26 protein-coding genes are annotated in these 26,916 nt (G+C 38.0%); 16 read left to right on the top strand and 10 right to left on the bottom strand.

What is annotated here, in order from left to right; all coding sequences use genetic code 11:
• Window positions 1–184: 184 nt before the first annotated feature.
• On the bottom strand, window positions 185–3,037 hold the full coding sequence (carB, locus tag ABD000_RS05390; RefSeq protein WP_343764731.1) for a carbamoyl-phosphate synthase large subunit: 2,853 nt from the start codon (window positions 3,035–3,037) through the stop codon (window positions 185–187).
• A 92-nt stretch (window positions 3,038–3,129) separates the two neighbouring features.
• Window positions 3,130–3,288, bottom strand: coding sequence for a 50S ribosomal protein L34 (gene rpmH, locus ABD000_RS05385; RefSeq protein WP_343764730.1), 159 nt, complete (start codon window positions 3,286–3,288; stop codon window positions 3,130–3,132).
• Window positions 3,289–3,510: 222 nt separating this feature from the next.
• On the opposite strand from rpmH, the gene ABD000_RS05380 reads away from it, so the two are divergent.
• The 3 genes from ABD000_RS05380 to ABD000_RS05370 all read left to right on the top strand — a co-directional run bounded on the left by ABD000_RS05380 (window position 3,511) and on the right by ABD000_RS05370 (window position 5,758).
• The gene (locus ABD000_RS05380) at window positions 3,511–4,347 is read left to right on the top strand and encodes a DUF6263 family protein (RefSeq protein WP_343764729.1); all 837 of its coding nucleotides are present in this window, start codon (window positions 3,511–3,513) and stop codon (window positions 4,345–4,347) included.
• Between the two features lie 5 nt (window positions 4,348–4,352).
• Window positions 4,353–4,868 carry a DUF2892 domain-containing protein gene (locus tag ABD000_RS05375; protein WP_343764728.1) on the top strand — a complete coding sequence of 172 codons (516 nt, stop codon included), beginning with the start codon at window positions 4,353–4,355 and terminating at the stop codon, window positions 4,866–4,868.
• A gap of 104 nt (window positions 4,869–4,972) precedes the next feature.
• Complete coding sequence (locus ABD000_RS05370) at window positions 4,973–5,758, top strand: UvrD-helicase domain-containing protein (protein ID WP_343764727.1); 786 nt, start codon at window positions 4,973–4,975, stop codon at window positions 5,756–5,758.
• A gap of 1 nt (window position 5,759) precedes the next feature.
• Here ABD000_RS05370 and ABD000_RS05365 read toward each other — a convergent pair whose 3' ends face one another.
• Both ABD000_RS05365 and ABD000_RS05360 read right to left on the bottom strand, forming a co-directional pair.
• Window positions 5,760–6,689, bottom strand: coding sequence for a lytic transglycosylase domain-containing protein (locus ABD000_RS05365; protein ID WP_343764726.1), 930 nt, complete (start codon window positions 6,687–6,689; stop codon window positions 5,760–5,762).
• Between the two features lie 36 nt (window positions 6,690–6,725).
• The gene (locus tag ABD000_RS05360; protein WP_343764725.1) at window positions 6,726–7,409 is read right to left on the bottom strand and encodes an alpha/beta fold hydrolase; all 684 of its coding nucleotides are present in this window, start codon (window positions 7,407–7,409) and stop codon (window positions 6,726–6,728) included.
• Window positions 7,410–7,582: 173 nt separating this feature from the next.
• On the opposite strand from ABD000_RS05360, the gene ABD000_RS05355 reads away from it, so the two are divergent.
• A complete protein-coding gene (locus tag ABD000_RS05355; protein ID WP_343764724.1) occupies window positions 7,583–8,293 on the top strand; it encodes a pirin family protein in 711 nt (236 codons plus the stop codon).
• A gap of 14 nt (window positions 8,294–8,307) precedes the next feature.
• Window positions 8,308–8,610: a GNAT family N-acetyltransferase gene (locus ABD000_RS05350; RefSeq protein WP_425545351.1), complete on the top strand. Its 303-nt coding sequence runs from the start codon at window positions 8,308–8,310 to the stop codon at window positions 8,608–8,610.
• Here the strand turns inward: ABD000_RS05350 and mtaB are convergent.
• Complete coding sequence (gene mtaB / locus ABD000_RS05345) at window positions 8,607–9,956, bottom strand: tRNA (N(6)-L-threonylcarbamoyladenosine(37)-C(2))-methylthiotransferase MtaB (RefSeq protein ID WP_343764722.1); 1,350 nt, start codon at window positions 9,954–9,956, stop codon at window positions 8,607–8,609. The genes ABD000_RS05350 and mtaB overlap by 4 nt on opposite strands.
• An 87-nt stretch (window positions 9,957–10,043) precedes the next feature.
• On the opposite strand from mtaB, the gene ABD000_RS05340 reads away from it, so the two are divergent.
• Window positions 10,044–11,657, top strand: a complete 1,614-nt coding sequence (locus tag ABD000_RS05340) for an ABC transporter substrate-binding protein (protein ID WP_343764721.1) — start codon at window positions 10,044–10,046, stop codon at window positions 11,655–11,657.
• A 76-nt stretch (window positions 11,658–11,733) separates the two neighbouring features.
• Window positions 11,734–12,003 carry a F0F1 ATP synthase subunit delta gene (locus ABD000_RS05335; protein ID WP_343764720.1) on the top strand — a complete coding sequence of 90 codons (270 nt, stop codon included), beginning with the start codon at window positions 11,734–11,736 and terminating at the stop codon, window positions 12,001–12,003.
• Here ABD000_RS05335 and ABD000_RS05330 read toward each other — a convergent pair whose 3' ends face one another.
• The 3 genes from ABD000_RS05330 to ABD000_RS05320 form a co-directional block, all read right to left on the bottom strand.
• Window positions 12,004–12,471, bottom strand: a complete 468-nt coding sequence (locus ABD000_RS05330; RefSeq protein WP_343764719.1) for a hypothetical protein — start codon at window positions 12,469–12,471, stop codon at window positions 12,004–12,006.
• A 40-nt stretch (window positions 12,472–12,511) separates the two neighbouring features.
• Entirely contained in the window at window positions 12,512–13,678 is a 1,167-nt protein-coding gene (locus ABD000_RS05325) for a GlmU family protein (protein ID WP_343764718.1), read from the bottom strand.
• Between the two features lie 106 nt (window positions 13,679–13,784).
• Window positions 13,785–14,036 carry a type B 50S ribosomal protein L31 gene (locus ABD000_RS05320; RefSeq protein WP_343764717.1) on the bottom strand — a complete coding sequence of 84 codons (252 nt, stop codon included), beginning with the start codon at window positions 14,034–14,036 and terminating at the stop codon, window positions 13,785–13,787.
• Between the two features lie 178 nt (window positions 14,037–14,214).
• Here ABD000_RS05320 and ABD000_RS05315 point away from each other — a divergent pair, with 178 nt between their 5' ends.
• The 9 genes from ABD000_RS05315 (at window position 14,215) to ABD000_RS05275 (ending at window position 23,631) form a co-directional block, all read left to right on the top strand.
• Window positions 14,215–14,745, top strand: a complete 531-nt coding sequence (locus ABD000_RS05315) for a DUF4199 domain-containing protein (RefSeq protein ID WP_343764716.1) — start codon at window positions 14,215–14,217, stop codon at window positions 14,743–14,745.
• Window positions 14,746–14,748: 3 nt separating this feature from the next.
• Window positions 14,749–15,690 carry a glycosyltransferase family 2 protein gene (locus tag ABD000_RS05310; RefSeq protein WP_343764715.1) on the top strand — a complete coding sequence of 314 codons (942 nt, stop codon included), beginning with the start codon at window positions 14,749–14,751 and terminating at the stop codon, window positions 15,688–15,690.
• 61 nt (window positions 15,691–15,751) lie between these two features.
• Window positions 15,752–17,470 carry a phospho-sugar mutase gene (locus ABD000_RS05305; RefSeq protein WP_343764714.1) on the top strand — a complete coding sequence of 573 codons (1,719 nt, stop codon included), beginning with the start codon at window positions 15,752–15,754 and terminating at the stop codon, window positions 17,468–17,470.
• 9 nt (window positions 17,471–17,479) lie between these two features.
• Complete coding sequence (locus tag ABD000_RS05300; protein ID WP_343764713.1) at window positions 17,480–19,303, top strand: ABC transporter ATP-binding protein; 1,824 nt, start codon at window positions 17,480–17,482, stop codon at window positions 19,301–19,303.
• A gap of 527 nt (window positions 19,304–19,830) precedes the next feature.
• On the top strand, window positions 19,831–20,316 hold the full coding sequence (locus tag ABD000_RS05295) for an RNA polymerase sigma factor (protein WP_486323391.1): 486 nt from the start codon (window positions 19,831–19,833) through the stop codon (window positions 20,314–20,316).
• Complete coding sequence (locus ABD000_RS05290) at window positions 20,313–20,819, top strand: hypothetical protein (protein ID WP_343764711.1); 507 nt, start codon at window positions 20,313–20,315, stop codon at window positions 20,817–20,819. Before ABD000_RS05295 ends, ABD000_RS05290 begins: the two co-directional genes overlap by 4 nt.
• A 17-nt stretch (window positions 20,820–20,836) precedes the next feature.
• Window positions 20,837–21,268 (top strand): sensor of ECF-type sigma factor, encoded by a 432-nt coding sequence (locus ABD000_RS05285; protein ID WP_343764710.1) that lies wholly within the window; start codon window positions 20,837–20,839, stop codon window positions 21,266–21,268.
• A gap of 71 nt (window positions 21,269–21,339) precedes the next feature.
• A complete protein-coding gene (locus ABD000_RS05280; RefSeq protein WP_343764709.1) occupies window positions 21,340–22,554 on the top strand; it encodes an RsmB/NOP family class I SAM-dependent RNA methyltransferase in 1,215 nt (404 codons plus the stop codon).
• A 6-nt stretch (window positions 22,555–22,560) separates the two neighbouring features.
• A complete protein-coding gene (locus ABD000_RS05275) occupies window positions 22,561–23,631 on the top strand; it encodes an endonuclease (protein WP_343764708.1) in 1,071 nt (356 codons plus the stop codon).
• A gap of 106 nt (window positions 23,632–23,737) precedes the next feature.
• Here the strand turns inward: ABD000_RS05275 and ABD000_RS05270 are convergent, their stop codons facing one another.
• Window positions 23,738–26,035, bottom strand: a complete 2,298-nt coding sequence (locus tag ABD000_RS05270) for a T9SS type A sorting domain-containing protein (RefSeq protein ID WP_343764707.1) — start codon at window positions 26,033–26,035, stop codon at window positions 23,738–23,740.
• Window positions 26,036–26,174: 139 nt separating this feature from the next.
• Window positions 26,175–26,726, bottom strand: coding sequence for a hypothetical protein (locus ABD000_RS05265; RefSeq protein ID WP_343764706.1), 552 nt, complete (start codon window positions 26,724–26,726; stop codon window positions 26,175–26,177).
• Between the last annotated feature and the right edge of the window lie 190 nt (window positions 26,727–26,916).

Raw genomic sequence — 26,916 nt, 5'->3', positions numbered from 1 at the left:
TTTGGGAAAGACTTACAACAATCTCGGATTCTTCATGAGATCCCGAATCTCACTACGTTCGTTCGGGATAAATTTATTAAAATCCAGAATGCTTCGTGAGATCCCGAAAATCGCTTCGCTCCTTCGGGATAAATTCAGTCAGCAACGTTGAATGCGCCGAAGGCTTTTCAACGTTGGACTTCATTTACTTACTTAAATACATATTCCGTCTGCTGTAAAGCTCATAGAACTCATCGTCACGCAGACTATCGATAAACAAAATACTTTCACCCGTACTCTTCATTTCTGGGCCTAATTGCTTATCTACATTTGGGAATTTGTCAAACGAGAACACAGGTTGTTTGATCGCATAACCTTTTAACTGAGGATTAAATTCAAAGTCCTTCACTTTTTTCTCACCTAACATCACTTTTGTGGCATAATTTACATATGGCTCACCGTAGGCCTTTGCAATAAAAGGAACCGTTCGCGATGCTCTTGGATTTGCCTCTATGATATATACCTTATCATCCTTAATCGCAAACTGAATATTGATCAGTCCCACCGTATTAAGCGCAAGGGCAATCTTTTTGGTATGATCCTTTATTTGCTCAATGATCAAATCTCCCAAATTGAAGGGTGGTAAGGTGGCGTTTGAGTCACCAGAGTGAACTCCGCAAGGCTCAATGTGCTCCATTATTCCAATGATATATACGTCTTCACCATCACAAATAGCGTCTGCTTCGGCTTCGATGGCTCCGTCTAAATAGTGATCAAGGAGTAGTTTGTTATTTGGGATCTTTCGCAACAAGTCAACCACATGTTCTTCTAATTCATTTTTATTGATCACAATCTTCATTCCCTGTCCACCTAATACGTAAGAAGGTCTTACGAGAATAGGGAAGTTCAATTTATCGGCCACAGCTAAGGCTTGTTCAGCAGTTTCGGCTACGTCAAATTCGGGATAAGGAATGTTATTTTCTTTTAACAACGTAGAGAAGCTCCCGCGATCTTCGGCTAAATCCAGGGATTGATAGGTTGTACCCATGATTTTAATGCCGTAGCGATCTAACTTTTCAGCTAGCTTTAGTGCGGTTTGCCCTCCTAATTGTACGATAACACCTTCTGGCTTTTCATGCCGAATGATGTCGTAAATATGTTCCCAAAAGACAGGTTCAAAATAAAGCTTATCGGCTACGTCAAAGTCAGTAGACACCGTTTCTGGATTACAATTAATCATCACCGTTTCGTATCCACATTCAGCTGAAGCTAATACGCCGTGCACACAGCAGTAGTCGAACTCGATCCCTTGTCCTATTCGGTTAGGACCAGAGCCCAGTACGACAATCTTCTTTTTGTCGCTTACCTTGCTTTCATTATCTACAAATCGGGTTCCATCTGGACGCTCAATTTCGCTCTCAAAGGTTGAGTAGTAATAAGGAGTTTCTGCTTTAAATTCGGCAGCACAAGTATCAACCAGCTTGTAGACGCGATTGATCTTTAATTCTTCGCGCCTGTTATAGACTTCACTTTCATAGCACCCAAGCATGTGGGCGATCTGGCGGTCTGCAAAACCTTTTTGCTTTGCTTCCAGCAACAATTCTTTGGTTAGGCTCTCTATGGTATAGGTAGAGATTTCTTTCTCTAAGAAATGTAATTCTTCGTATTGCTTCAAGAACCACATGTCGATCTTGGTAATCTCATGAATCCTGCTGAGAGGGATTCCCATTTGGATGGCATCATAAATCACAAACACCCTATCCCAACTGGCGTAAGTAAGCTTGCTGATGATTTGATCATAATCTTTGTATCCCTTTCCATCAGCTCCAAGTCCATTACGTTTAATTTCTAAAGATTGTGTGGCTTTGTGCAAGGCTTCTTGGAACGAACGCCCTATACCCATCACCTCTCCCACAGATTTCATTTGCAGCCCTAAGGTACGGTCACTGCCTTCAAACTTATCAAAGTTCCACCGTGGAATCTTCACAATCACGTAATCTAACGTAGGCTCAAATAACGCCGAAGTTGACTTAGTGATCTGATTGTCCAGCTCATCTAAATTATATCCTATGGCCAGCTTGGCCGCAATTTTTGCAATGGGATATCCTGTTGCTTTACTCGCTAATGCCGAAGAGCGTGAAACCCGTGGATTAATCTCTATGGCAATAATTTCCTCTTCTTCATCTGGGCTAACGGCAAATTGTACATTACAGCCTCCGGCAAAATCTCCAATGCTGCGCATCATATGAATTGCCATGTCACGCATTTTTTGGAAGGATTTATCAGAAAGAGTCATGGCAGGAGCCACGGTGATTGAATCCCCTGTGTGAATCCCCATAGGATCCATATTTTCAATCGTACAGATAATAACCACGTTATCATTATTATCGCGTAATAATTCCAGCTCATATTCTTTCCAACCGATCAAGGCTTTGTCAATCATAACCTCATGAATGGGAGAAGTTTCCAAACCTCGTTTAAGCAGCTCTTCAAAGTCTTCTTCCTTAAACACAAAAGATGCGCCCGCTCCGCCTAAAGTGAACGATGAACGAATGACCAGAGGAAATCCAAATTTTTGTGCCAGTTCTTTCCCCTCTAAAAATGAAGTAGCTTTCGCCTGTGGTGCCATGCCGATACCAATCTCCTCCATAAGGTTTCTAAACTGTTCTCTATCCTCAGTAATATTTATGGCATCAATATCAACCCCAATAATATCTACTCCAAAATCACTCCAAATCCCTTTTTCGTTTGCTTTGATACATAAATTTAAGGCTGTTTGACCTCCCATGGTGGGTAACACAGCGTCAATCTGTGGATGCTCCTTTAGAATTTGTACAATCGACTTCGTCGTTAACGGTAACAAGTACACATGATCTGCCATTGAAGGATCAGTCATGATCGTTGCGGGATTGGAGTTGATCAATATCGTTTCTATACCATCTTCACGCAAGGAGCGTAGCGCTTGGGTACCAGAATAGTCAAATTCGCAGGCTTGACCGATCACAATAGGACCAGAACCGATAATTAAAATACTTTTAAGGGATGAATTTTTAGGCATGGAATAAATTTTAATCTTGAAACTATGAGATAATAAAAAAGGCGTTATTCTTAACGAATAACGCCTTTTATATGTTTAACCAAAACAGTCATTTAGTGTTTATGTCTACCTTCAGATGAAACACTTAATTTCTTTCTACCTTTTGCTCTTCTTCGCGCAAGCACCTTTCTTCCGTTTACAGACGCCATGCGCTCTCTAAAGCCGTGCTTGTTTTTTCTTTTTCTTTTTGATGGCTGAAATGTTCTTTTCATCTATAGGGATCTTAAGTCGTAATTCTAAATATTATGAAGGAAAAATACCCTTCAAAAACCGGGGGCAAATATACAACATCTTTTAACTCTTACAACCCAGAAATAAAAAAAAGTCATATTCTTTTTGATGCATTTGTTTACCTTTGCGCGCAACACAAAAAAATGATGAACAAATCTACTTCTATATCCACACTATTCTGCTTATTTCTAACTCTTGTATGCATGGCTCAACAGCCACTCGCCTATGTCTTTGAGGTAGATGAACATTTTACCGTGGAACAGCGTGCGGTTCAAAAAATCACTCAAAACATTCAAGGTACAGAGCAAATTATCACGAATGACATTAGCGGTATACTTGACTTTACAGTGAAAAGTGTAAACAATGATCAAATCGAATTAAGCATGATGTTTACCGATCTTGTTATGAAAATGTCTTCAAATCTAATGGGGACACTTATGGATATCAATGCCAATGATACAAGCGATGAAAGTATGGAAACTAAAATCTTTAATTCCATTCTCAATAAACCCTTTACCCTGATCATGCAAAAAAATGGTAAAATTACTTCGGTTTCTGGCGGAAAAGAACTCGTTGACCTCATTGTGAATAAACTTGATCTGCCCGATGAAAATACGAAAGCGCTTATATCGGAAACCTTGCTCAACTCATACGGCTCTAATGCCTTAGCCGAAAGTTTTACACAAATGACGTACTATCTTCCTGATACTGCTGTAAAATCAACTGAAAACGCCCAGTGGAAAAATCAATACACCGGAAAATTATCAGCAACTACTACCTGGACTCTTTTGGACGCGCAATCTGATTCCTGGAAAATAGAAGGAAAAGCTCCTGTTGTAATTAATACCAATGAAAATGGTGTTACCATGAATTTAGAAGGAAATCAAAGCACTATCATCAATGGGAATAAAGGAAGCTGGCTATTTCAGGATATCACTGTAGAGCAAGAAGCTACAGGATCATCTGTTATGCCCCAACTGGGAGATCAAAAAATTCCAACCAATATTACGTCGACCATAACCTATAATAGAATTAAGTAAATCATATGTTCAATAAAAATATAAAACTCATTCTCGCTGTACTCATAGTCCTCTTTGCCGGATATCAATTTTATGAAGGAGAAATAGGCAATGGTATCATGCTCATTCTACTCGCCGGGATTTTTGTCTTTCTTTATTTTAAAAATGAATTAATCCTATTGGCATTTTTTCAGTTGAGAAAACAAAACTTTGAAGGAGCGAAGAAATGGCTGAATAAAATCTCAAATCCTGAAGCTGCATTGGTAAAAAAGCAGCAAGGCTATTATTACTATCTTCACGGTCTAATGGTTTCCCAGACTAATATTACGCAGGCTGAAAAACACTTTAAAAAAGCCATTAAACTGGGATTATCCATGAGTCAGGATTTGGCTGTAGCTAAATTAAATTTGGCCGGTATCGCAATGACGAAGCGAAGAAAAAGAGAAGCTCAAATGCTTCTCACCGAAGCCAAAAAACTGGACAAACACAATATGCTCAATGAGCAAATCAGGATGATGAAACAACAAATGAAAAAGATTTAATTTATAATTTTCATTTTATTATTACCTCAATCGGTGATTTAATGCCACTTTTAGCATAAAAAAATTACCTTTGAACTACCCCAAAGTAATATTTATGATTGCGTATGAATAGATATTTACTTTTCTTTTTATTTATAACTACACCATTCTCCTTTTCTCAAGTCCTAGAAGAGACTAAAGAAGAGGAGGAAATGCAACGCACGCTACTTTCTGATGCCATTGAGTTAAATATGCCCCGATACAACAATGAGGTTTACAAAGCCAAGACCACAGATGACATGGAGCGAATCATTTGGCTGGCAGACTCGTTGATCACTCATTGTATAGTGGGGACCTACCTGGATGATTTCAATATTAATTCCTTGCGCAGCCGACACAAAAAACTTCACGAGTTTGAAAAACCTGTATACTTAATAACCTATTCTAAGTTTATTGCAGAGAGTAAGGATAAGCCACAATTGACAGCAATTAATGAATTAGTGAAAAATCATCATGATAAGATTGATTTCGTCTTATTGTTTTGGAATGAAGAAAGTGATGTCAAAAAAATAGCCAAAAAATACCATCAAAAAGTACACATAGCCTATATTGATGAGCGCCAAAATACAGATCCGTATATCATTAAAATCCTTAAACACTCACTTGGTTATCCCATGACTTATCTCGTAGGAGATTCAAAACAAATACTTTCGGTAAAAAAACCACTTGTTCATCATATTGATGTGGACGAAACAGAATCGTTTAACATGCATTTTAATGAATTGTCTAAAGGCGTTTCTATTCTTTTGAGCAATACTGAAGAACCAAAAGGAGAACCTCAAGAAGATGTAACGACACCCGAAACGCCTATCGATCAAGATGAGGACGTCGATCAAAAGGCTAAGATTTAAATTAGTTTCCTACCGCGTAAAAACCCTGCTTAGGAAGTTCAATAATATACTTTTTCCCGGAAGCATTTTTAAGCTCAGGCTCTCGTAGCCAGGGATTATGAATTTTAAGAATCTTATAGTTGATACCCTGCTGCTTAGCCCAAGAGGCTAAATCTTCAATAGATTCCTTTACGATGAAATTAGAAGTAGGTACTTTATCGTATAGATCTTTTTGTCTGTAATTAAAGCCGTATTTCTTAGGGTCCTTAAGAATTTCCTTTAAGGCCAAAATTCTAAACAGGTATCTACCGGTCTCCTCTCCTAGCAACAAATCATAATAATCATCTACCTGTTGAGCCTTTAAACGTTTTGAAATCCCGTAGTTACCTGCATTATAAGCAGCCGCAGCAAGAGTCCAACTCCCCAGACGCTCTTTAGATTCTTTAAGGTATTTACAGGCTACCTCTGTCGCCAAAGTAATATGGTAACGCTCATCAACATTATCGTTGATTTCAAGCCCATACTCCTTCCCTGTTTGCTTCATAATCTGCCAAAAACCTGTTGCTCCTGCGGGAGAAACAGCCTGCGTCAGCCCACTTTCAATAACTGCCAGGTACTTAAAATCGTTTGGAACACCATTCTTTTTCAATATAGGTTCAATGATTGGGAAGTACTTGTGTGCACGCTTTATCATGAGCAAACCATTGGACTGCCAATAGGTATTTACCAATAGTTCTCGATCCAAACGTTCCTTAATATCAGGATTTTCAATAGGGACATCTTCTCCTGCAAATTTAGGGTCATCGGGCAATGGTAAGGCGTAAACGTTATACTCATTGATGATCTTGGTATTCAAATTCTCATCGGTAGGTGCGTCTTGTACTGCATTAATGCTTAGAATTACTACTAAGGCTAAAAGTAAAAATGCGATGCCTGCTTTGATGTCCTTCATAAAAATAATATTTTTTTAATTCTTTAAAAGTATGACTTATTCAGCACAAAAACCAGTCCGAATTAGAGAGGGTAGATGTTTGTTAAACCATTTATACCGATTGATAATCATGATGTGCGTCCCTTCAGGAATAACGATAGCATCATTTATATATTTGACAGGAAACACAGGATCTTTATCCCCATGAATATGGATGATGTCTTGAGGGGCTTCAGCTTGATCCCAACAAATAATTTCTTGTATTGCCCAATCCAGGTAATGTTTATTACTCACTGACAAATATTGCTTGTAAAGTCGTGCTCTTTTTTTAGCCGCCGGCGGAACAGGAAAACGTTCTAATTCACCTAGATAACCAGCTAAACTGGTAGGAATCATTTTATACACCCCGGTTTTTCGTGCTAATTTCATTTTAAGCGGAAGCTCCTCCTTGTGCTTTACACTTGAGATAATAATCAGCCTACTAACCTCAAGGTATTTTGCCATCTCCTGCACCAGAACTCCGCCAAAAGACACTCCAATGAGTACACAAGGCTCTTTAGGTATATCCTCACAAATACGCTTGGCATAACCTAAAAGGGATTCATTCTTTTTTGGAATGATCCAATTTAACCAATGTATGTCAAATTCATCCTTAGGTAAATTGATGTGTTCAAAAATACTTGGATTTGCCGCCATTCCTGGCATCATATATACTTGAGTGAGCTTTTTATTACCGCCCATAAAAATTTTAAGAGTTTGATTTCTAATAAAATCCGTAACTTTGCATCAAATTTAAGAGGTTTTGCTTTCTTAAACAGAAAAATCAGGGTTTATATATTACCTAAATTTTCAACACGAGTTTCGCTCCAAGAGTCGTGTTCAACAAGTAGATTTTTCTTTATAAATGCATATCATTGAAAAAAACGGTTTACCCAGCACACACACGAGGAAAAGCAGACTACGGTTGGCTTAAGGCTAATTATTCTTTTAGTTTTGCGAACTATTTTAATCCAGACCGCATTAAATTTGGAGCGTTACGTGTATTGAATGATGACGTTATTGCGCCTGGTAAAGGCTTTGGAACTCATCCACATCAAAATATGGAGATCGTTTCTATTCCGCTTGACGGAAAACTAGCCCATAAAGATTCCATGGGGCATGAAGAAATCATTAAAACAGGAGAAGTACAGGTGATGAGTGCAGGTACTGGAGTTGAACACAGCGAATACAATCCCAGCACGACAGAAGCAACCAATTTATTACAAGTTTGGATTTTACCTCAGGCAAATGGTGTTTCACCTAGATATGACCAAAGGTCATTTTCATTGCGTAAAAACGAATTGAAAACCGTAGTTACTCCCAGAGACAATACCACAGATGATTCTTTGTGGCTCAATCAACAGACTTACTTTAACTTGGGTGAATTTGATCAAGATAATTCTCATACATATACAATAAATCAATCTGGTCATGGAGTGTATATGTTCGTAATTGAAGGAAGTTTAATGTGTGAAGGTGAGAAGCTTGAAAAAAGAGATGCCTTAGGCGTTTGGGAAACTGACTCAATCTCATTTACCACCACTGCTCCCAGCAAAATATTAGTGATAGAAATACCAATGAATTAAAAACTGAAATAATGATGCAAGACGTAAGCTTACAAATCACAGACAATGAGTTTCACCGCCAATTTGAGACCGAAATTGATGGTGAAAAAGCAAAAATTGAATACGCCAGTCAAGAGCGTAAAATCTTTCTAACTAAAGTAGTGATGAGCGATGAGCTCAAGGAAAAAGGAATGATGAATGACTTTATTGAACAGGTCTTAGCCATCATTGAAGAGCGCAATGTACGCGTAGTTCCTACCAGTCCAGATATTGCAAAGTTTATGCGATCCAACAAATTAAAGTATAAAAGTATGCTGCCGGCTGGAATCGCCCTTTAAGCAACTTTTTCTACTGTTACAAAATCAAACCTTACCGTACCATCTTCATCGATGTAGGTAAGGTTTATTTTATGCAGTGTATTTACTAAGGCAGGATTCCAAGGCGTTTTTACTTTTACGTAGTTTTCAGTAAAGCCGCAAACATAGCCTTCTTTATTTTCGCCTTCAAAGAGCACTGTAGCCGTACTTCCTAATTGAGATTCATAAAAGGCTCTACGTTTTTTAGCAGATAGACCTCTTAATAGCTTGCTGCGTTTGCCGCGTACTTTTTTGTCTACTGCACCGGGCATTGTGGCAGCCGGTGTATTATCACGTTCAGAATATGTAAACACGTGCAAATACGAAATATCCAACTCATTTAAAAAATTGTATGTTTCAAGAAAATGCTCATCCGTCTCCCCCGGAAAACCCACAATTACATCTACCCCTATGCACGCGTGAGGCATTTTATCCTTGATTCGTTTTACCCGATCCACGTAAAGTTCTCGCAAATATCTTCTGCGCATTGCTTTTAAGATGTCGTTGCTTCCGCTTTGTAAAGGAATATGAAAATGCGGAACAAAACTGTTGCTATCGGCCACAAAATCTATGGTCTCATCTTTAAGTAAGTTAGGTTCTATGGATGAGATCCTCAAGCGGTGAATGCCTTCAACTTCATCTAAGGCCTGTACTAATTCTAAAAAAGTATGTTCGTGTTTTTTGTTACCAAATTCACCTTTACCATAATCTCCAATGTTGACTCCGGTGAGGACAATTTCTTTGATTCCGCGTGCAGAAATTTCAGCAGCATTGTTTAATACATTTTCTAAACGATCACTGCGTGAAATTCCGCGTGCCAGCGGTATGGTGCAATAGGTACATTTATAGTCACACCCATCTTGAACTTTTAAAAATGCCCGTGTACGATCACCAATGGCATAAGAACCTACGTAAAAATCGGCTTCGGCTATTTCGCAGGAATGAACCTCACCAAAATCATTTTTTGTAAGATCATTTAAGTATTGGGTAATATTGAATTTCTCAGTGGCACCTAACACCAAATCCACTCCGTCTACAGCGGCTAATTCTTTAGGCTTTAATTGTGCATAGCAGCCAATGCCTACGATAAATGCATCTTCATTTTGCTTTAAGGCTTGCTTGACTACATTTTTAAAACGTTTATCAGCATTTTCAGTAACGCTGCAGGTATTGATCACATAAATATCTGCGGGTTCCTTGAAATCAACCCTATGAAAGCCTTCATCTACAAACGACCTGGCTATGGTAGAGGTTTCAGAAAAGTTAAGCTTACACCCAAGGGTGTAAAAAGCGACTTTCTTTGAATTGAGTTGAGTTGAAGTATACACGATCTAAAATTAGATTTCCACCACTGCGATTAATGTTTATCTTAGCGGAGCGCAAAAATACAAACTTATTTTCGGCTACTAAAATTAATGAAAACGCATCCTAACTCATTTATTACCCTAAGTATATTTTTAGCGTATCTCCTCATTTTTTCTGCCTGTTCTAATAATATAAATAACGAAAATGACGCCTTGGTTTTTCGGTATAATGAACATGCGAACATTACCTCCCTGGATCCGGCATTTGCCAAAGATCAACGTAATATCTGGGCGTGCAATCAATTATTTAATGGATTGGTTCAACTGGATCACGAACTTATTATTCAACCCGATATAGCCTCGCGCTGGACGATCTCGAAAGACGGACGCGTGTATACTTTTTTTCTTCGGAAGGATATTTACTTTCACAAGCATATTTTATTTGGTAAGGACAGCACCCGAAGCCTAACTGCAAACGATGTGGTCTATAGTTTAAATCGTCTGACTAACGATAAACTAGCGTCACCGGGCAGTTGGTTGATGCAGCAGGTTACACAAATAACAGCACCTGAAGAACACATAGTTGAAATTAAATTAACCTCCCCATTCCCTGCTTTTTTGGGATTACTCGCCAACAAGCACTGTTCTGTGGTGCCTAAAGAAATTGTTGAGAATGTCAATTTTAGTCGGGAACCTATTGGCACAGGACCTTTTTATTTTAAGCGTTGGGAAGAAAATGAGAAATTAGTATTTAGGCGGTATGATGCCTACCACGAAAAAGACGAACAAGGTAATTCCCTCCCTTATCTGGAATCAGTCGCGATTACTTTTTTACCCGATAAACAAAGTGAATTTTTACAGTTTGCACAAAAAAATATTGATTTTATCAGTGGACTTGATCCTTCTTATAAGGATGAACTTCTTACCGCCGGCGGACAATTGAGTGAAGCATACGTTGAAAATGTTTACATCCTTAAAAGTCCGTACCTCAACACCGAATATTTGGGTATTCATCTCCCAACCAATACGACCGAAATTCAGTCACTTAATCTTAGAAAAGCCATCAACTATGGTTTTGACCGCAGGAAGATGATCAAGTACCTGCGCAACGGGATTGGTATTCCTGGAGAACATGGTATGATTCCCAAAGGCTTACCGGGCTTTAATGCTTCAGTGCAGTACGATTACCAGCCGGAAAAAGCAAAAAAACTAGTCCGGCAATACCAACAAGAAACCAGAGACAAAGACGTTCAAATCAGCATTACCTGTAACGCTAATTATCTTAATCTCGTAGAATATATTCAGCGGGAACTTCAAAAAATTGGGATTGATGTAGCCATTGATGTTTTACCGCCTTCTACGATAAGACAACAGCGAAGCGCAGGAAAGCTACCTATTTTTAGAGCCAGTTGGATCGCTGATTACCCGGATGCCGAAAATTATCTCTCTCTTTTTCATAGTGCTAATCTGGCTCCTAATGGCCCAAACTATACGCATTACCAGTCCAAGACCTTTGACAGCCTGTATGATGAGGCTTCTATGACTACATCGAGTGATGCACGTAGCCAATTCTATAAAAAAATGGATTCGTTAGTAATGTGTGAAGCACCTGTCGTGGTCTTATATTATGATGAAGCTACGCGTTTTATCTCTAAAAAAGTAAGTGGATTAGGAATCAATCCCATTAATTTACTCGATTTAAAACGAGTGAGGAAATCTGAATGAATACTCGCTAAGGCAACCATACTGCACGATCTGTAACATTTTTATCATTTTGACAACCTATTAAGAAACAAACAAAATGGGTTTTGGTGGATCTGTAGCAGCTATGATTACTTCGCTTAAAAATAATAAGCGGGATAGAAAAACTCTGTTTGATACAAAGCACAAATCTTCTACAAGCAACTCGAAAATAGTGAACGATATTACCTCTTCACCAGAGCAATTAGCTCAAATAAGATTAGCTAGAAAAATGCAACAAAAAAGATTATTGGTTAAGCGTATAATTGCCACAATAATAGGAGGTGTTATAGTGACAGGTTTAATCTACCTTCTGCTAAATGGATATTAACTAAAACCTCAATCCAACACCAATGCCATTGCCATTGCCTATAAGCTCAACCCTGGGTTCATAACTTCCATCCATTATTGCTTCATTAAGTAACCTGACTCCCTCTTTGACGCGATTACGTTTTGCAGCATTAAATGGTAAGGCCACTAACAACAACCCACCTCCAATCGCAGCGGTTTCCCATAAAAACTCTCCTCCATCAGCAGAGTTCACTGCTGTAAATGCTAAAAATCCTAAACCTGTACCGGCAAGAATTTGAGCAACCAGTAAATTTTGCTTGGATTTTTTTAATGCGGTATATGCTTGGGGAACAGATTCACTCATTTCTAAAACCTCTTTAAAGGTTTTTTGCTCCTCGCCTTGATAGAAATTTACACCCACAAATGAGCGCTCTGTAATAATTTCCTGAGCATGTAGGAATGAGGCAGAGCCTAATATGACTAAAATAATTAGATTAATTCTCTTCATCGTGATAGTTTTGGGGTTTAAAAATACATTTTAATATTGACTAATCTTTGCGCCACTCCTTTGTTAACTCAAAAACATGGGATAAAATTGCTTTTTCATCATCGCCAAAAGACAGATCACGACGTTCCATGACCTTTTCGGCAGTTTCAAAGGCCTTGTTGGTGCGATACGTAGTCATCCCGCTTGCACCACCCCAGCTAAAGCTGGGAATAAAATTACGAGGGAATCCCCCGCCGTAGATGTTGGCGCTTACGCCTACTACTGTTCCCGTATTAAACATGGTATTAATCCCACACTTAGAATGATCTCCCATCATAAGTCCACAGAATTGTAAACCGGTGCGATCAAATCCTTTTTTCTCATAGTTCCATAAGCGCACCTCAGCGTAGTTATTCTTGAGATTAGAGTTATTCGTATCGGCTCCCCAATTACACCACTCACCTATAACGCTATTGCCCATAAATCCATCATGACCTTTACTCGAATATCCAAACAATACAGAGTTATTAATCTCCCCTCCTATTTTGCAATAAGGACCGGCTGTGGTTGGACCATAAATTTTAGCTCCCATTTTTACTACGCCGTGTTCCCCTAGTGCGAAGGGACCTTTAATGGTGCTTCCATCCATGATTAGTGCATCCTTACCTATGTAAATTGGTCCGTCTTCGGCATTTAACACACATACGTTTACTTGAGCGCCGTGTTCTATAAAAATGTGTTCGGGATTTCTGGCGTGAATATAATCCGGAATTACTTGTGACAATCTTCCGGCAGTAAGTCGATTAAAATCATCTTTTATCGCGTCACCGTTTTTAGAAAAAATATCCCAGGTGTGTTTTACAGTAAATGCTTCCTTTGTTAGCTCAATTTTCTCAAAATTACTATAGTCTTCAGTAAAACGTTCCGCTGAAAAAGCGATTACCTCATCTCCAACCAATAAGACTTGATGATGTGTTAAGGTTCTAACTTTTGATATTAATTCTTCCGAAGGTAACACAGCCGCATGAACAAAACAGTTTTTTTCTTTTGTCTCTAACGGCCACTTTTGTTGTAAATATTCTTCGGTCTTCGTAGATACCTTACCTAAATAATACTCCCATTTTTCTCTAATGGTCGTGATGCCTATTCGCAGATCAGCCACCGGGCGGGTAAAGGTAAAAGGCAACAAATTGTTTCTGTATGGTCCGTCGAAAAGAATGTAGTTCATAGATTTGAGGTGTAAAGAAGTAAAAATAGGAAAATTATATACACTCCGGCGTATAAAAAAAGCCTTCAGTAGACTGAAGGCTTTGAGATGTTGGAGTGCAAGAAGTTTATTTCTTGAACTTCGCGTATTTGTTTTTAAACTTGTCAATACGTCCTGCCGTATCAATAAGTTTAGATTTACCAGTATAATATGGATGAGAGGTACGTGAAATTTCTAATTTAATCACCGGGTACTCTGTACCATCAACATCAATCATTTCTTTAGTTTCAGCAGTAGATTTTGTTAAAAAAACATCTCCATTGGACATATCTTTAAAAGCTACTACTCTATAATTTTCTGGGTGAATTCCTTGTTTCATCGTATTATCGTTTATAATCTTCCCGTTTAAGGCGTGCAAATTTATAAAACTTCTTTTAATCCAACAAAACAAAAACTATTTATTCTTCTTTTTTGATCATATTCAGAAAAATAAGCCCTAGCTGTAACGTTTTGTTATATTTGTTCACTAACCGACCAACTAATTAATCAATCGTATCATGGAAGCAAATATTAAAAAAATTGGCGTTAATCAAGGATTAACTTTAGGGCTCATCTTAGCTACTATCACCATCTTAGTTTATGCAGTTGCACAAAATTTAGCCACAGAGTGGTATATTAATTTAAGCGTATTTATTTTAGTAGTAATTTTTGGTATTGTAGCATCTGTAAAATCACGAAAAGCAGTAGGTGGATTTATCTCTTTTAAAGACGCTTTCATTCCCTTTTTTATTACAGTTGTCATTGGCATTGCTATAAATACTGTTATAAGTATTATTATTTATAATTTTATTGATCCCGATGCCGCTCAAGCGATTCAAGAACAAATTATGATCTCTACCAGAGAGATGATGGAGAAATTTGGCGCGCCTCAGCAAAGCATTGATGAAGCCATGGCTCAAATGGCAGATCAAAACTCGTTCTCCATTGGTGCTCAATTACAAGGCTTAGCAATGACTATTGTATTTCTAAGTATTATAGGTCTGATCGTAGCCGCTATTATTAAAAGAAAAGACCCCGCCGAAGCATAATTTATGCAACTATCTATCGTCATCCCGCTACTCAATGAAGCGGAATCTCTTACAGAATTACAGCATTGGATTGCACGTGTTATGCAATCCAATGCTTTTGTATATGAGGTTATTTATATCGATGATGGCAGTACAGATCATTCCTGGGAAACTATTCAATCTCTTTCTGCCGAATATCCTCAAGTCAAAGCCATTCAATTTAACCGTAATTACGGGAAGTCTCAGGCGCTGCACGCCGGCTTCGATATAGCACTGGGTGATATAGTCATCACCATGGATGCTGATCTTCAGGATAACCCCGAAGAAATCCCAAAATTGGTATCCACCATTAAAGAGGGATATGACTTAGTTTCTGGGTGGAAAAAGAAACGCTACGATTCGGTGCTTTCTAAAAATCTTCCGTCCAAATTATTCAATTGGGCGGCACGAAAAACTAGCGGACTGCAATTACACGACTTTAATTGTGGCTTAAAAGCCTACCGCAAAGAAGTTATAAAAGACATTGATGTGTATGGCGAGATGCACCGCTACATTCCTGTTTTGGCTAAAAATGCAGGATACGCTAAGATTACAGAGCAAGAAGTAAAACATCAGGCACGTAAATACGGCAAAACTAAATTTGGTGCAGAGCGATTCATCAATGGCTTTTTAGATCTGTTGACGATTTGGTTTTTGTCTACCTTTGGGCGCAGACCCATGCACTTATTCGGCGCATTGGGTGTCGTCATGTTTGTGATTGGCTTTAGCTTTGCCTTTTACCTGGGAATAGACAAATTATTCATTAATCCCGGTAAACGATTGATTACCCAACGACCAGAGTTCTATATTGCCCTTACTTCAATGATTATAGGAACACAACTGTTCATTGCCGGATTTATAGGTGAACTCGTGCTTAGAAGCAAGCGCGATAAAAAGCGCTACCGCATTGCAAACCAATTAAACTAGCGGGGTAGCCTGCAATTCCTTACTTTTGTAATCCATTAACCAATATTGAATTATACCATTTATGGATACCGGCATACAGGACAAGGCAAAACAATGGCTAAGCGAATTATTTGATCAAAAAACAAAAGATGAGGTTCAACATATTATCGATCATGATCCTAAAGAGCTAGAAGAAAGTTTTTATCAAAATCTTGCCTTTGGAACCGGCGGTATGCGTGGTGTGATGGGTGTGGGCACTAACCGAATTAATAAATACACCCTGGGTAAAAGCACGCAGGGAGTTTCTACTTATTTAAAACAACAGTTTCCTAACCAAGATATCAAGGTCGCCATTGCCTTTGATTGCCGTCATAATAGTCAATCCTTAGCAAAAGTGGTGGCGGATGTATTTTCTGCCAATGGCATTAAAGTATTCCTATTTAGTGATCTAAGACCTACACCAGAGCTTTCTTTTGCCGTAAAATACCTGGATTGCCAATGTGGAATTGTACTCACGGCGAGTCACAATCCGCCGGAATATAATGGCTACAAAGTCTATTGGGAAGATGGAGGTCAATTAGTACCCCCGCATGATCAGGCGATTATAAATTTAATTGAAAGCTTGGACTATGGCGATATTCAGTTTAGAGCAAACAAAGATCTTATTGAATATATAGACACTAAGGTGGATACCGCTTTCGCGGAAGCCTCTGTAGCAAACGGAAGCTTTTCTGCAGCCAATGGAGCCCGCGAAAATTTAGACATTGTATTCACCTCTTTGCACGGTACCTCAATAACGATGATTCCGCAGGTATTAGAAAAAGCAGGATTTACTAAGGTGCATATCGTTAAAGAACAAGCCAAGCCCAATGGTGACTTCCCCACAGTAAAATCACCCAATCCCGAAGAGCCCGAAGCACTCAAAATGGCTATTGATTTAGCCGAACAAAAAAATGCCGATATCGTTATTGGTACTGATCCAGATTGTGATCGCCTGGGGATAGCGGTACGAGATACTGTAGGCAACATGACACTCCTCAACGGGAATCAAACCATGATCGTAATGACCTGGTTTTTACTGGAACAATGGAAAAAAGCCAGTAAAATCAACGGAAAAGAATTTGTGGGCTCTACAATCGTCTCAACCCCGATGCTAAAAGTGCTTACCGAAAGCTACGGCGTTGAATACAAAGAAGGGCTAACAGGTTTTAAATGGATTGCGAAAATGATTCATGATCACCCAGAGCTTGATTTTATTGGTGGTGGTGAAGAAAGCTTCGGATATATGGTTGGAGATTTTGTACGAGATAAGGATGCTGTCACCGCTACTCTACTGGCGTGCGAAATTTCCGCTTGGTTAAAAGCAAAAGGCAGTTCGTTCTATGAAAAACTCCTTCAGCTTTACGTTGAACATGGTTTATATCTGGAAAAATTAATTTCGGTCACTAAAAAAGGAATCAAGGGGGCGCAAGAAATCAAACAAATGATGATTGATCTGCGCGAGAATCCATTGAAAACGATCGATGGCGAAAAAGTAGTCTTAATAGAAGATTACCAATCGGCTAAAGCCATCAGACCCTTAGAAGATGAAGTAATTCCGCTAGAAATACCTACTTCAAACGTATTGATTTATTATACTGAAGATGGTACCAAAGTAGCGGCCAGACCCAGCGGAACGGAACCAAAAATCAAATTTTACATCAGCGTAAATACAGAACTTGACTCTACGAACAAATTTGACCGAGTTTCAGCAGAACTATCCACAAAAGTTGACCGAATTAAAGCCGACTTAGGTTTCTAAATCCAGTGCATGGAATATCTCAAGAAAATCCTTCGGTTCGCCGGTCCTTATAAAAAGTACGCCTACCTCAACATATTTTTTAATGTGCTCTACGCGTTGTTTAGTGCTATATCATTTATAGCACTTATACCCATGCTGGATGTACTTTTTGATACCACCAAAAAAGTATCTGAGGAGCCTGTTCTTGATGGTATAGGTGATTTAAAAGACTACATGCGCGAATGGTTGGGGTACTATGTGAGTCAACAAACCGGCGATGATCCCTCCAAAGCCCTACTAGTGGTAATTGTCTTGATTTTGATCTTATTCTTTTTCAAAAATCTATTTGGCTATCTGGCCAATTACTTTATAACTTTTCTACGCAATGGTATTTTGAAAGACATTCGTAATGCGATGTATGCTAAAATCACGGCCTTACCAATTTCGTTTTATTCTGAAAAGAAAAAAGGCGATGTCATTGCTAGGATTACTTCAGATGTGCTTGAGGTACAAAACTCTTTTCTATCCATCTTAGAACTTATTATAAGAGAACCTCTTACGATTATCTTTACGATAGGCATGATGCTTTTGATTAGTCCAGAGCTTACGGTATTTGTGTTTATTTTTATTCCGGTATCTGGCTTTTTGATTTCACGTATCGGCAAGTCACTAAAAAAACGCTCTGATCGGGTGCAAAAAGAACAAGGTAATATTCTCTCTATTGTAGAAGAAACCTTGGGGGGTCTGCGGGTGATCAAAGCCTTTAATGCCGAAGGTCAGTTTTATCAGTGGTTTGATGATTCCACAAGACGATTTTTTAAATTCTCAAATTCAGTTACGCATCGTCAAAACCTAGCTTCACCCACCAGTGAATTTTTAGGGATAGCGGTAATTGGAGTCATCCTATGGTTCGGTGGTCGCATGGTGTTATTAGACGAATCCCTGGATGGATCAGAGTTTATTGCTTACATGGGACTGGCATACGGTATTTTGACTCCGGCAAAAGCCATTAGTAAAGCATCTTATTCGGTTAAAAGAGGTAATGCCGCGGCAGAACGAATTTTAGAAGTCCTGGAAACAACCAATGAGATTGCGGACTCCCCTACTGCCCTGGAGAAAGACGATTTTACACATAGCATCACGTTTGAAAATGTTTCGTTTAAATACGACCAAGAATATGTGATTGATGAGCTAAACATCACGATCCCAAAAGGAAAAACAGTGGCTTTGGTAGGACAATCTGGTAGTGGTAAATCTACCATTGCCAATCTGGTGACCCGATTTTATGACGTGAACAAAGGCGGAATACGAATCGATGGTACTGACCTACGCGATATGACACAAGCCTCCTTACGATCATTAATGGGATTAGTTACGCAGGATTCAATCCTCTTCAATGATTCCGTGAGAAATAACATTGCCATGGGTAAACCCGAAGCTTCTAAAGAAGAGATCAAAGAAGCACTCCAAATCGCGAATGCCTGGGAGTTTGTAAAAGAGCTACCCCAAGGCCTGGATACTAATATTGGTGATAGCGGAAATAAATTAAGTGGCGGACAAAAACAACGTCTGTCCATCGCCCGTGCCGTGCTTAAAAATCCGCCAATCATGGTACTCGATGAGGCCACCTCTGCCCTGGATACAGAAAGTGAACGCTTGGTGCAGGATGCGCTGGAGAATATGATGAAGAATCGCACCTCTATCGTTATCGCGCATCGATTATCTACCATTCAAAACGCAGATGAAATCATTGTCATGCATAAGGGCAAGGTTGTAGAACAAGGCAAACACCTTGAGCTCATTGCACAAAACGGGACCTATAAGAAATTAGTGACCATGCAGTCGTTCGATTGATGCTGGATTCGTTATTGGTTATTTGTTATTGAGTTATTGGTAATAGGTAAAATGGGATTAGGAAATAGGGATTAGTTCGTTTGAAAAAATCCACTGCTTTGCGCCTTGGCGCCTTTGCGTGATGTGTTGATGAGTGATGAGTGATGAGTGATGAGTGATGAGCGTTTGAAGGTTGGAAAATAGGCATGAGTGAATAGGAATTAGCAATTTGTTATTGAGTTATTTGTTACAGAAAACTTATACTAAATACTTCTTACTAAAAAAATCTTCCGTAGACTGCGACTTGTGACAATAACTCTGGGAGAATTAGATTTTGGAATTTAGCCTTTTGGAATTTTATAGTATTTAATTGTTATTGGGGTATTGACGCTCATGAACTGAGACTGAATACTCATCAAAAAAATCAACTCTCTTATTAAACCTTTTTCTCATTACCTTGTCTTAGCTTAAAATCAACGTCATTGACCTGTACAGAAGAAGAACTAATTAAGCGTTTAAAAGATGCCTCTACTTTTGATGAAGCCTTTATGCAGGTGGTCAATCAGTATAAAGAGCGTTTGTATTGGCATATTCGTCATATCGTGAAGATTCATGAAGATGCAGATGATGTATTGCAAAATGTATTTGTCAAAGTCTATAAAAATGTACACTCATTTAAAGGTGAAAGTAAATTATACTCCTGGATGTATCGTATCGCCACCAATGAGTCGATTACCTTTATTCATAAACGTTCTAAAAAAATGGCCTTGAGTGTAGAGGACTACCAGTATCAACTGGCGGGAGAATTGCACCAAGACGACTATTTTAGTGGAGACGAGATACAACTCGTTTTACAGCAAGCCATTGCACAACTACCGCAGCGGCAACAACAGGTGTTCAATATGAGGTATTTTCAAGAAATGAAATACTATGAAATTGCAGAGATAACAGAACTCTCAGTAGGAGCGTTGAAATCCAGTTACCACCACGCCGTAAAAAAAATTGAAGAATTTGTAAAACAACGAGCAGCATGAGCGATTTTTTAAAACATACTAAGAAAAGTGGTTTTGATATTCCTAAAGAATACCTTGATTCTATTGACGGTAGCTTAAAACAAAAGCTTATATCATCAAAGAACAGTTTACCAAAAACGCCGGGTTTTGAGGTACCTCAGGATTACTTTGAACGTGTAAACCAAGGCATTAAACAAAAGGTCGAAGTGAGCAAAAAAGGAAAATTAGTCCAATTATTTTCTATACACTACATCGCTTACGCGGCTTCAATTGCTGCAATCCTGATGCTGGTACTTAACCTCAATAAAAATGTAACTTCGGTAGAAGATGGATTGAGTAGCGTAGCAGATACAATGCTTGAAGAATACCTTCAGGAGGTTGTGACAGAGTACAGTGAAGATGAACTTTTGCAAGAATTAAATGTAGAACAGCTAAACGAAGTGGAATTTGTAGATGTTTCCGAAGAAACCATGTTACACTATTTAGATGAACAGTTGGAAGACAGTCTTCCGCTTTATCAATAGCATAAACCAAAAATAAAATGAAAAAAATACTCATCATCCTTTTTATTTCGCTTTCGCTGAATGCTTTTGCTCAGCAAGGACGGGAGCGCATCAATACCATGCGCATCGCTTACATCACACAAGAACTGGCTCTTACTCCAACCGAAGCTGAAAAGTTTTGGCCCGTTTATAACGCTCATTCTAAACGCGTACAGGAACTACGAAAAAAAGAGCGGGAAACTATTAATGATGTACAGGCTAATCTTGATGAAATGAGTGAAAAAGAAGCAGAGAAAAAACTGATGCTCCTATTAGAGGTCGAAGAACAAAAAGTCACCGATCGACGGGACTTAGTCAAAAATCTTAAAGGGGTAGTTTCACCGAATAAGATTATTAGATTATTTAAAGCCGAAGATGATTTTAAGCGCAAACTCTTAAAGCAATACGGCAATCGAAGAGGAAACAGATAATCTGTAACAGCTTCTTTTAAGGTATGTTGATTGATCTTTAAAACGTACCTTTGCAGCTTCAAAAAAGGAAGATGCGATTACATAGAAATTTAGTGCTTGCCGTGATGGATGCACTCTATCATATATTTAATGATGATGTATATGCCGATAAACAAATCGCGCAAACATTAAAACGGGATAAACGCTGGGGATCACACGACCGTGGCTTTATTGCAGAAACTACTTACGATATTGTTCGCTGGAAACGCCTGTATGCTGAAATAGCCGAAATTAGCGAACCCTTTAAACGCGACGAACTTCCCCGCCTTTTTGCTGTTTGGGCAACTTTAAAAGGGATTTCTTTACCAGATTGGGGTGTTTTTGAAGGTACACCTACCCGCCGCATCAAAGGTCGATTTGACGAACTTAAAAAGACCAGAGCGATTGGACAATCTATCCCAGATTGGTTAGATGAGCTTGGTCAAAAAGAACTGGGTGCCATGTGGGATGTAGAAATTGCAGCCCTCAATCAACAAGCACCGGTGGTACTACGTGCCAATACGCTAAAAACCACACCTGCCAAATTGCGTCAGCGTTTGCTAGACGAACAAATCGTGACAAAGCTGTTAAAAGAATATCCTGATGCGCTAGAACTTGAAGAGCGTAAAAATGTTTTTGCAACATCTGTTTTTAAAGAGGGTCTTTTTGAAGTACAAGATGCATCCAGTCAGGAAGTCGCAAGAATGCTTGATGTACAACCGGGTATGCGGGTGGTGGATGCTTGTGCGGGAGCAGGTGGTAAAACCTTGCATTTAGCCGCGTTGATGGAAAATAAAGGGAATGTTGTGGCGATGGATATTTACCAAAATAAATTAAATGAACTCAAACGCCGAGCACGACGTGCTGGAGCGCATAATATTGAAACTCGTTTGATAGACTCAACCAAGACCGTAAAAAAATTACACAGTAAGGCTGATCGTTTGTTGATTGATGCTCCGTGTTCCGGTTTAGGTGTACTAAAAAGAAATCCTGATGCTAAATGGAAGTTACAACCAGAATTTATAGAAAATATAAAAAAAACACAGGCACAATTGCTCAGGGACTACGCTAAAATGGTAAAGCCCGGCGGAAAAATGGTATATGCAACTTGCTCTGTGCTATCTTCTGAAAATGAACAACAAGTATCAGCATTTTTGGATAGTCAAGAAGGGGCTGGCTTTGTTTTTGATAAAGAAAAAAAGATATATGCGCACCAATCTGGTTACGATGGATTTTATATGGCACTATTAGAACGCGCTAATACGTAAGATAATATGATTAAAAAAATACACCTGTTACTGGTACTGGTCACGAGCATAAGTTTCGCACAGATTCCCGTAGATTATTACGACTCTGCAGATGGGCTTGAGGGCTATGCTTTAAAAACGGCATTGAGGAATATAATCGCTAATGGCCATGTGGCACAATCTTACGGTGATCTTTATGACGGTTATGTGTTAACCCATTCTGATTTTTACTATGAAGATGATAGTACAGTGTTGGACTATTATTCTGAAGATCCTAATACTACCGATCCGTATAACTATACGCACGGTAGCGATCAATGCGGCAACCAAAATTCTGAAGGAGATTGCTATAATCGGGAGCATTTAATGCCGCAGTCCGTTTTTGACTCTGACTTCCCTATGCAGTCAGACATTCATCATGTTGTACCCAGTGATGGAAGAGTGAATAATTTTAGGGGGAGTCTTCCTTTTGGTAATGTAGCCAGTGCAAATTGGACATCACTCAATGGATCAAAACGCGGGACCAGTAGTGACGATTATAACGGAGATGTTTTTGAACCTATTGACGAATTTAAAGGCGAAATAGCCAGGGCGATGCTATATTTTGCAACGCGCTACGAAAATCAAGTTTCTTCTTGGTCTCATCCCATGCTCAACGGCACCAATGATCAAGTGTATGAGGATTGGTTTGTAGATGTACTCGTGCAATGGCATAATGATGATCCTGTTAATCAATCTGAACTAGATCGCAATGATGCGGCTTATGACTTTCAAGGTAATGCTAATCCCTTTGTAGATCATCCTGAATATGTGAACATGATATGGGCTCCAGAGCTCTCTGCCCCTTCATCAAGTATTGGGCGAAAAGAAGTTGTTTTTTACCCTAACCCGGTTAAGGTTAATACGCTCACCTTTGATTTTCCAGAATCCAGTAAAGCTGTAGTTAGCTTTTACGACGTCCTGGGAAAAAAAGTATTAATCCGCCAGATGTCAAACATTAAAAACGTATTGGATATATCACCACTAACCGCGGGCGTATATTTAGTCAAAATTGATCAAGCTGGGGTTACCAGTACATTAAAGCTAGTGCGAGAATAGTAAAATCTGGGGATATCAAGATCAAAAAAAATAATAAAAGGTGCTTATAAAAGCACCTTTTATCTTGAATATTGATAGTTAGATGTACCAGAATTCTTTTATCATTCTATAGTTTAATGATTTTTTGCATAGCATTATTCCCTTCTGTATTTCTCAACTCTAAAAAATAGATACCTTTCTTTAAGAAATTTATATTGTAAGACTGATCTTTTTTATTAATCGTATTTTCATATACTATATTGCCATTTATATCTTTTACTTTAAAACTAGAATATAATATGTTTGATCGCTCTGAATTGATTGTAAAAGTATCGAATACTGGATTTGGGTAAATCGTAATTCTTTCGGTCTCATTACAGGAAAATGGATAGCTTAACAGTAGTCCTTCACTACATAATTCGAAATTATTAAAAACCTGTATTTGAACTGTTAGATTTTGTGAATTATTTGGAGAAAAAGTACGGGATATGGTCTGGTTAGAAAAAATTACATCTGATTCATTATAATTGACCCAATTAATTCGAACAGCATCATAACAGGTTTCTAAATCCAATCTAGTTTGGATAGTACAATTTGTTATTTGGGTAAGGTTTGAAGAAATATTTGCAATTATAGCGTTCGCAGAATCTTCATCGCAAACATCACAACAGACCTCAACAATAACATCTATTGATCGATCTACACCAGGCTGCTTTTGTACATCTAAGAGATTTGCTTGAGTTGGAGAATCATAACCATTAAATGTTCTTCTCAACTGAAATTCGCGGTAGTTATTTGCAACATTAATAGTTAGTTGCGAACCATTTCCAACAGAGCTTATACCATCATTGTTATTAAGATCATTGACACCATCTGTTAGTTGAATGTAATTAGTAGAAGTACCACTATCATCTACTTCATACCAAGAATAATTAACTCCTGCGATGTCTGCTAATTCAATGCCGATTGTTTGTGAGGTATCATTGCAATTTGCTGAGTAAAATGAAGGAATATCATCGAAATTATCCTCTACCAATTGAAACCAGCTTGTTTGCGTTGGATTATTATTTACTTGAAGATAGAATGAATCATAGCTTTCAGTAGGTGGTGTGGTAAAGCTTAATACATGTTGTTTAGAAATTGGTATAGACGGACCGATAAAGTTCGAGTGAGGAATTGTAAATCTATCATTTGTACTAGCGATATCCTGTGCATTTGTAACAACTTGTGGAAATATAGTTTGATTTAAATTAGTCAATGCCAACGTTGCATCAAAACTGGAGCTAGCTTCTCTATTGAAAAATGATAGTAAATATTTTGTTTCTTGAATAGTTTGAGATTTAAGCTTAAAGATAAAACCAGGACGATAACCAAAATTATTTTGTAAGTTAAAAAAGTTTATTAGAGGGCTATTTGGAAATTCTGATTGATTTGATGAAACTCCAACGCTACTACTCGCAGGATAAAAACCGTTAATAGCCTCAATGTAACCTCCATTTCTGTCATTTAATTCGGCATTAATATTATTACCAATATAATAAGAGCAAATTAGGTTATCTGATTCTGTATTATCCGAACAATTAAATGTATTAGAATAATCAGTACAGGCCACGACTTTAATCTTAGCATAAGCTATGTTGCTTAATTGGCCGCCCGGTTGCTGTAACTGATATGAAAGAGTTAATAGTTTTCCAACATCAACAGATGAATCAACTGTAACATCAAACGAGGAGCTATGTTGCGTTATTGATCCAAAATTATCTATGAAGGACATATTGACGACATTAGGTATTATTCCATCATAAATATCATTTGCTAATAACAAATCATATGATAATGTATGAATTCCACATTTATCAACATATTCTAAAGGATCGTCTATTAATGATAATGGACTCAGATGGCATGGGTCACTCATCGCTACTAGGTTATTACTTGATGGTACAAGATTATTTCTATAATTTGGATTTGTTCCCCCTGTCAGCAAATTTTGCGTTCCATAAATTGACATAGTGCGATAATGCATACTTTTCAAAATGTCAATTTCATTTTGTGTAATTCTATTATATTCTCCAGGATTTATTGCAGGGGTCATTACTGCATTAGAAGAATTACATTGATCAGTAATGTGAGATAAACTTGTACCCTCGTTCCATTGCTGATCATCATCAGATGAATAAAGTTTTTCGGAATTCGAAAATACTCCCTCTATTGTATTTGGTTGTGAGCATCCTATTAGAAAATCCTGGGCATCGACATTTGGTGTACTAAATAACCCTAGAGGTGTGACATCTAAAAAGTTTACATTATCATCATTATCCATCAATAACAAGTCGAAGGGACTTGCATCTCCTTGATAATAAGGATTTGAGTTATTATAACTCTCAATTAAACCATCTTCATTAATTCTACTATTAAATCCCATAATGTGTAACATTTCGTGCAGTATAACACTATATAAATCGTATTCTTGACTTGTATTTGGTATCGTAGTAGATAAATTAGTATAAAAACTGTAATCTTCAGATATGGTTATTTTTCCAAGATTAGTATTCACTATATCGTCACAACCTCCATTCACTCTTTGCCAAAAAACCATTATCTGTTATCGTGTTACCTCGCTGACTAGGATCTTGTAACCATGATCGGTATAATCTATAGTATTCTAAACCCGTCGCCAATGCATCACCGTCAATCCCTCCATATTCAAATTGTATTTTTCGAAGGTACTGGTTACCGGGATTATCCTCTTTAAAAATTAAAACCTCCATATCGGCGACTACTTGACGCGCTACTTCAATATACTCTGACGGAAAAGGTTGTCCATCAATATTAGATTCAAAAGTTAATGTAAAATAAGAACTCTTTATCGTCTTATTTGGTCTTCTCAAATTTTCAGTCTCAGTGCAATACGTATTTCCATATTGATCATGAAACTCAAATTCACTTAAATGAATTTGTCGACCTCTTGGACTAATTTCAAAATGATTAGAGAAACGACAGGCTTTTACTGGTTGCTTTTCATACGTAACAGGACCACATGTAGGAGTTGATAATAATTGTGCTGTAGTAACTTGTATAAAAAATAATAAAATAAATAGTTGAAGGTATTTCATAATTTGAGATATATGTTTGACTTTTAATATAAAGCATTCATTATATCTGCCTTTATTGAAAAGAAGATATCTTTAACGTTTTTAAAATACTCTTAAGTTAATGATCACAAAAAAGATTTCATAGCCTCAATCAAAATCTGATTTGATATAAATTGAATTTGTAACTTTGTTATTCATTTTCATGACTAAA

This window comes from Gangjinia marincola, assembly GCF_039523415.1.
GTDB lineage: Bacteria > Bacteroidota > Bacteroidia > Flavobacteriales > Flavobacteriaceae > Gangjinia > Gangjinia marincola.
The sequence above is the reverse complement of the archived record's forward strand: the minus strand, read 5'-3'. Positions and strand labels throughout refer to the sequence as shown.

What these genes read in the sequence shown, in the direction of transcription:
- ABD000_RS05270 (WP_343764707.1), bottom strand. Translation starts at nt 26,035, where the DNA reads ATGGGATTTAATAGTAGAATTAATGAAGATGGTTTAATTGAGAGTTAT.
- ABD000_RS05310 (WP_343764715.1), top strand. Translation starts at nt 14,749, where the DNA reads ATGCAACTATCTATCGTCATCCCGCTACTCAATGAAGCGGAATCTCTT.
- ABD000_RS05350 (WP_425545351.1), top strand. Translation starts at nt 8,308, where the DNA reads ATGCAAGACGTAAGCTTACAAATCACAGACAATGAGTTTCACCGCCAA.
- ABD000_RS05285 (WP_343764710.1), top strand. Translation starts at nt 20,837, where the DNA reads ATGAAAAAAATACTCATCATCCTTTTTATTTCGCTTTCGCTGAATGCT.
- ABD000_RS05280 (WP_343764709.1), top strand. Translation starts at nt 21,340, where the DNA reads ATGCGATTACATAGAAATTTAGTGCTTGCCGTGATGGATGCACTCTAT.
- ABD000_RS05300 (WP_343764713.1), top strand. Translation starts at nt 17,480, where the DNA reads ATGGAATATCTCAAGAAAATCCTTCGGTTCGCCGGTCCTTATAAAAAG.
- ABD000_RS05290 (WP_343764711.1), top strand. Translation starts at nt 20,313, where the DNA reads ATGAGCGATTTTTTAAAACATACTAAGAAAAGTGGTTTTGATATTCCT.
- ABD000_RS05375 (WP_343764728.1), top strand. Translation starts at nt 4,353, where the DNA reads ATGTTCAATAAAAATATAAAACTCATTCTCGCTGTACTCATAGTCCTC.
- ABD000_RS05305 (WP_343764714.1), top strand. Translation starts at nt 15,752, where the DNA reads ATGGATACCGGCATACAGGACAAGGCAAAACAATGGCTAAGCGAATTA.
- ABD000_RS05370 (WP_343764727.1), top strand. Translation starts at nt 4,973, where the DNA reads ATGAATAGATATTTACTTTTCTTTTTATTTATAACTACACCATTCTCC.
- ABD000_RS05360 (WP_343764725.1), bottom strand. Translation starts at nt 7,409, where the DNA reads ATGGGCGGTAATAAAAAGCTCACTCAAGTATATATGATGCCAGGAATG.
- ABD000_RS05320 (WP_343764717.1), bottom strand. Translation starts at nt 14,036, where the DNA reads ATGAAACAAGGAATTCACCCAGAAAATTATAGAGTAGTAGCTTTTAAA.
- ABD000_RS05340 (WP_343764721.1), top strand. Translation starts at nt 10,044, where the DNA reads ATGAAAACGCATCCTAACTCATTTATTACCCTAAGTATATTTTTAGCG.
- ABD000_RS05365 (WP_343764726.1), bottom strand. Translation starts at nt 6,689, where the DNA reads ATGAAGGACATCAAAGCAGGCATCGCATTTTTACTTTTAGCCTTAGTA.
- ABD000_RS05335 (WP_343764720.1), top strand. Translation starts at nt 11,734, where the DNA reads ATGGGTTTTGGTGGATCTGTAGCAGCTATGATTACTTCGCTTAAAAAT.
- ABD000_RS05265 (WP_343764706.1), bottom strand. Translation starts at nt 26,726, where the DNA reads ATGAAATACCTTCAACTATTTATTTTATTATTTTTTATACAAGTTACT.
- rpmH (WP_343764730.1), bottom strand. Translation starts at nt 3,288, where the DNA reads ATGAAAAGAACATTTCAGCCATCAAAAAGAAAAAGAAAAAACAAGCAC.
- ABD000_RS05380 (WP_343764729.1), top strand. Translation starts at nt 3,511, where the DNA reads ATGGCTCAACAGCCACTCGCCTATGTCTTTGAGGTAGATGAACATTTT.
- ABD000_RS05315 (WP_343764716.1), top strand. Translation starts at nt 14,215, where the DNA reads ATGGAAGCAAATATTAAAAAAATTGGCGTTAATCAAGGATTAACTTTA.
- ABD000_RS05330 (WP_343764719.1), bottom strand. Translation starts at nt 12,471, where the DNA reads ATGAAGAGAATTAATCTAATTATTTTAGTCATATTAGGCTCTGCCTCA.
- ABD000_RS05325 (WP_343764718.1), bottom strand. Translation starts at nt 13,678, where the DNA reads ATGAACTACATTCTTTTCGACGGACCATACAGAAACAATTTGTTGCCT.
- carB (WP_343764731.1), bottom strand. Translation starts at nt 3,037, where the DNA reads ATGCCTAAAAATTCATCCCTTAAAAGTATTTTAATTATCGGTTCTGGT.
- ABD000_RS05275 (WP_343764708.1), top strand. Translation starts at nt 22,561, where the DNA reads ATGATTAAAAAAATACACCTGTTACTGGTACTGGTCACGAGCATAAGT.
- ABD000_RS05295 (WP_486323391.1), top strand. Translation starts at nt 19,831, where the DNA reads ATGCAGGTGGTCAATCAGTATAAAGAGCGTTTGTATTGGCATATTCGT.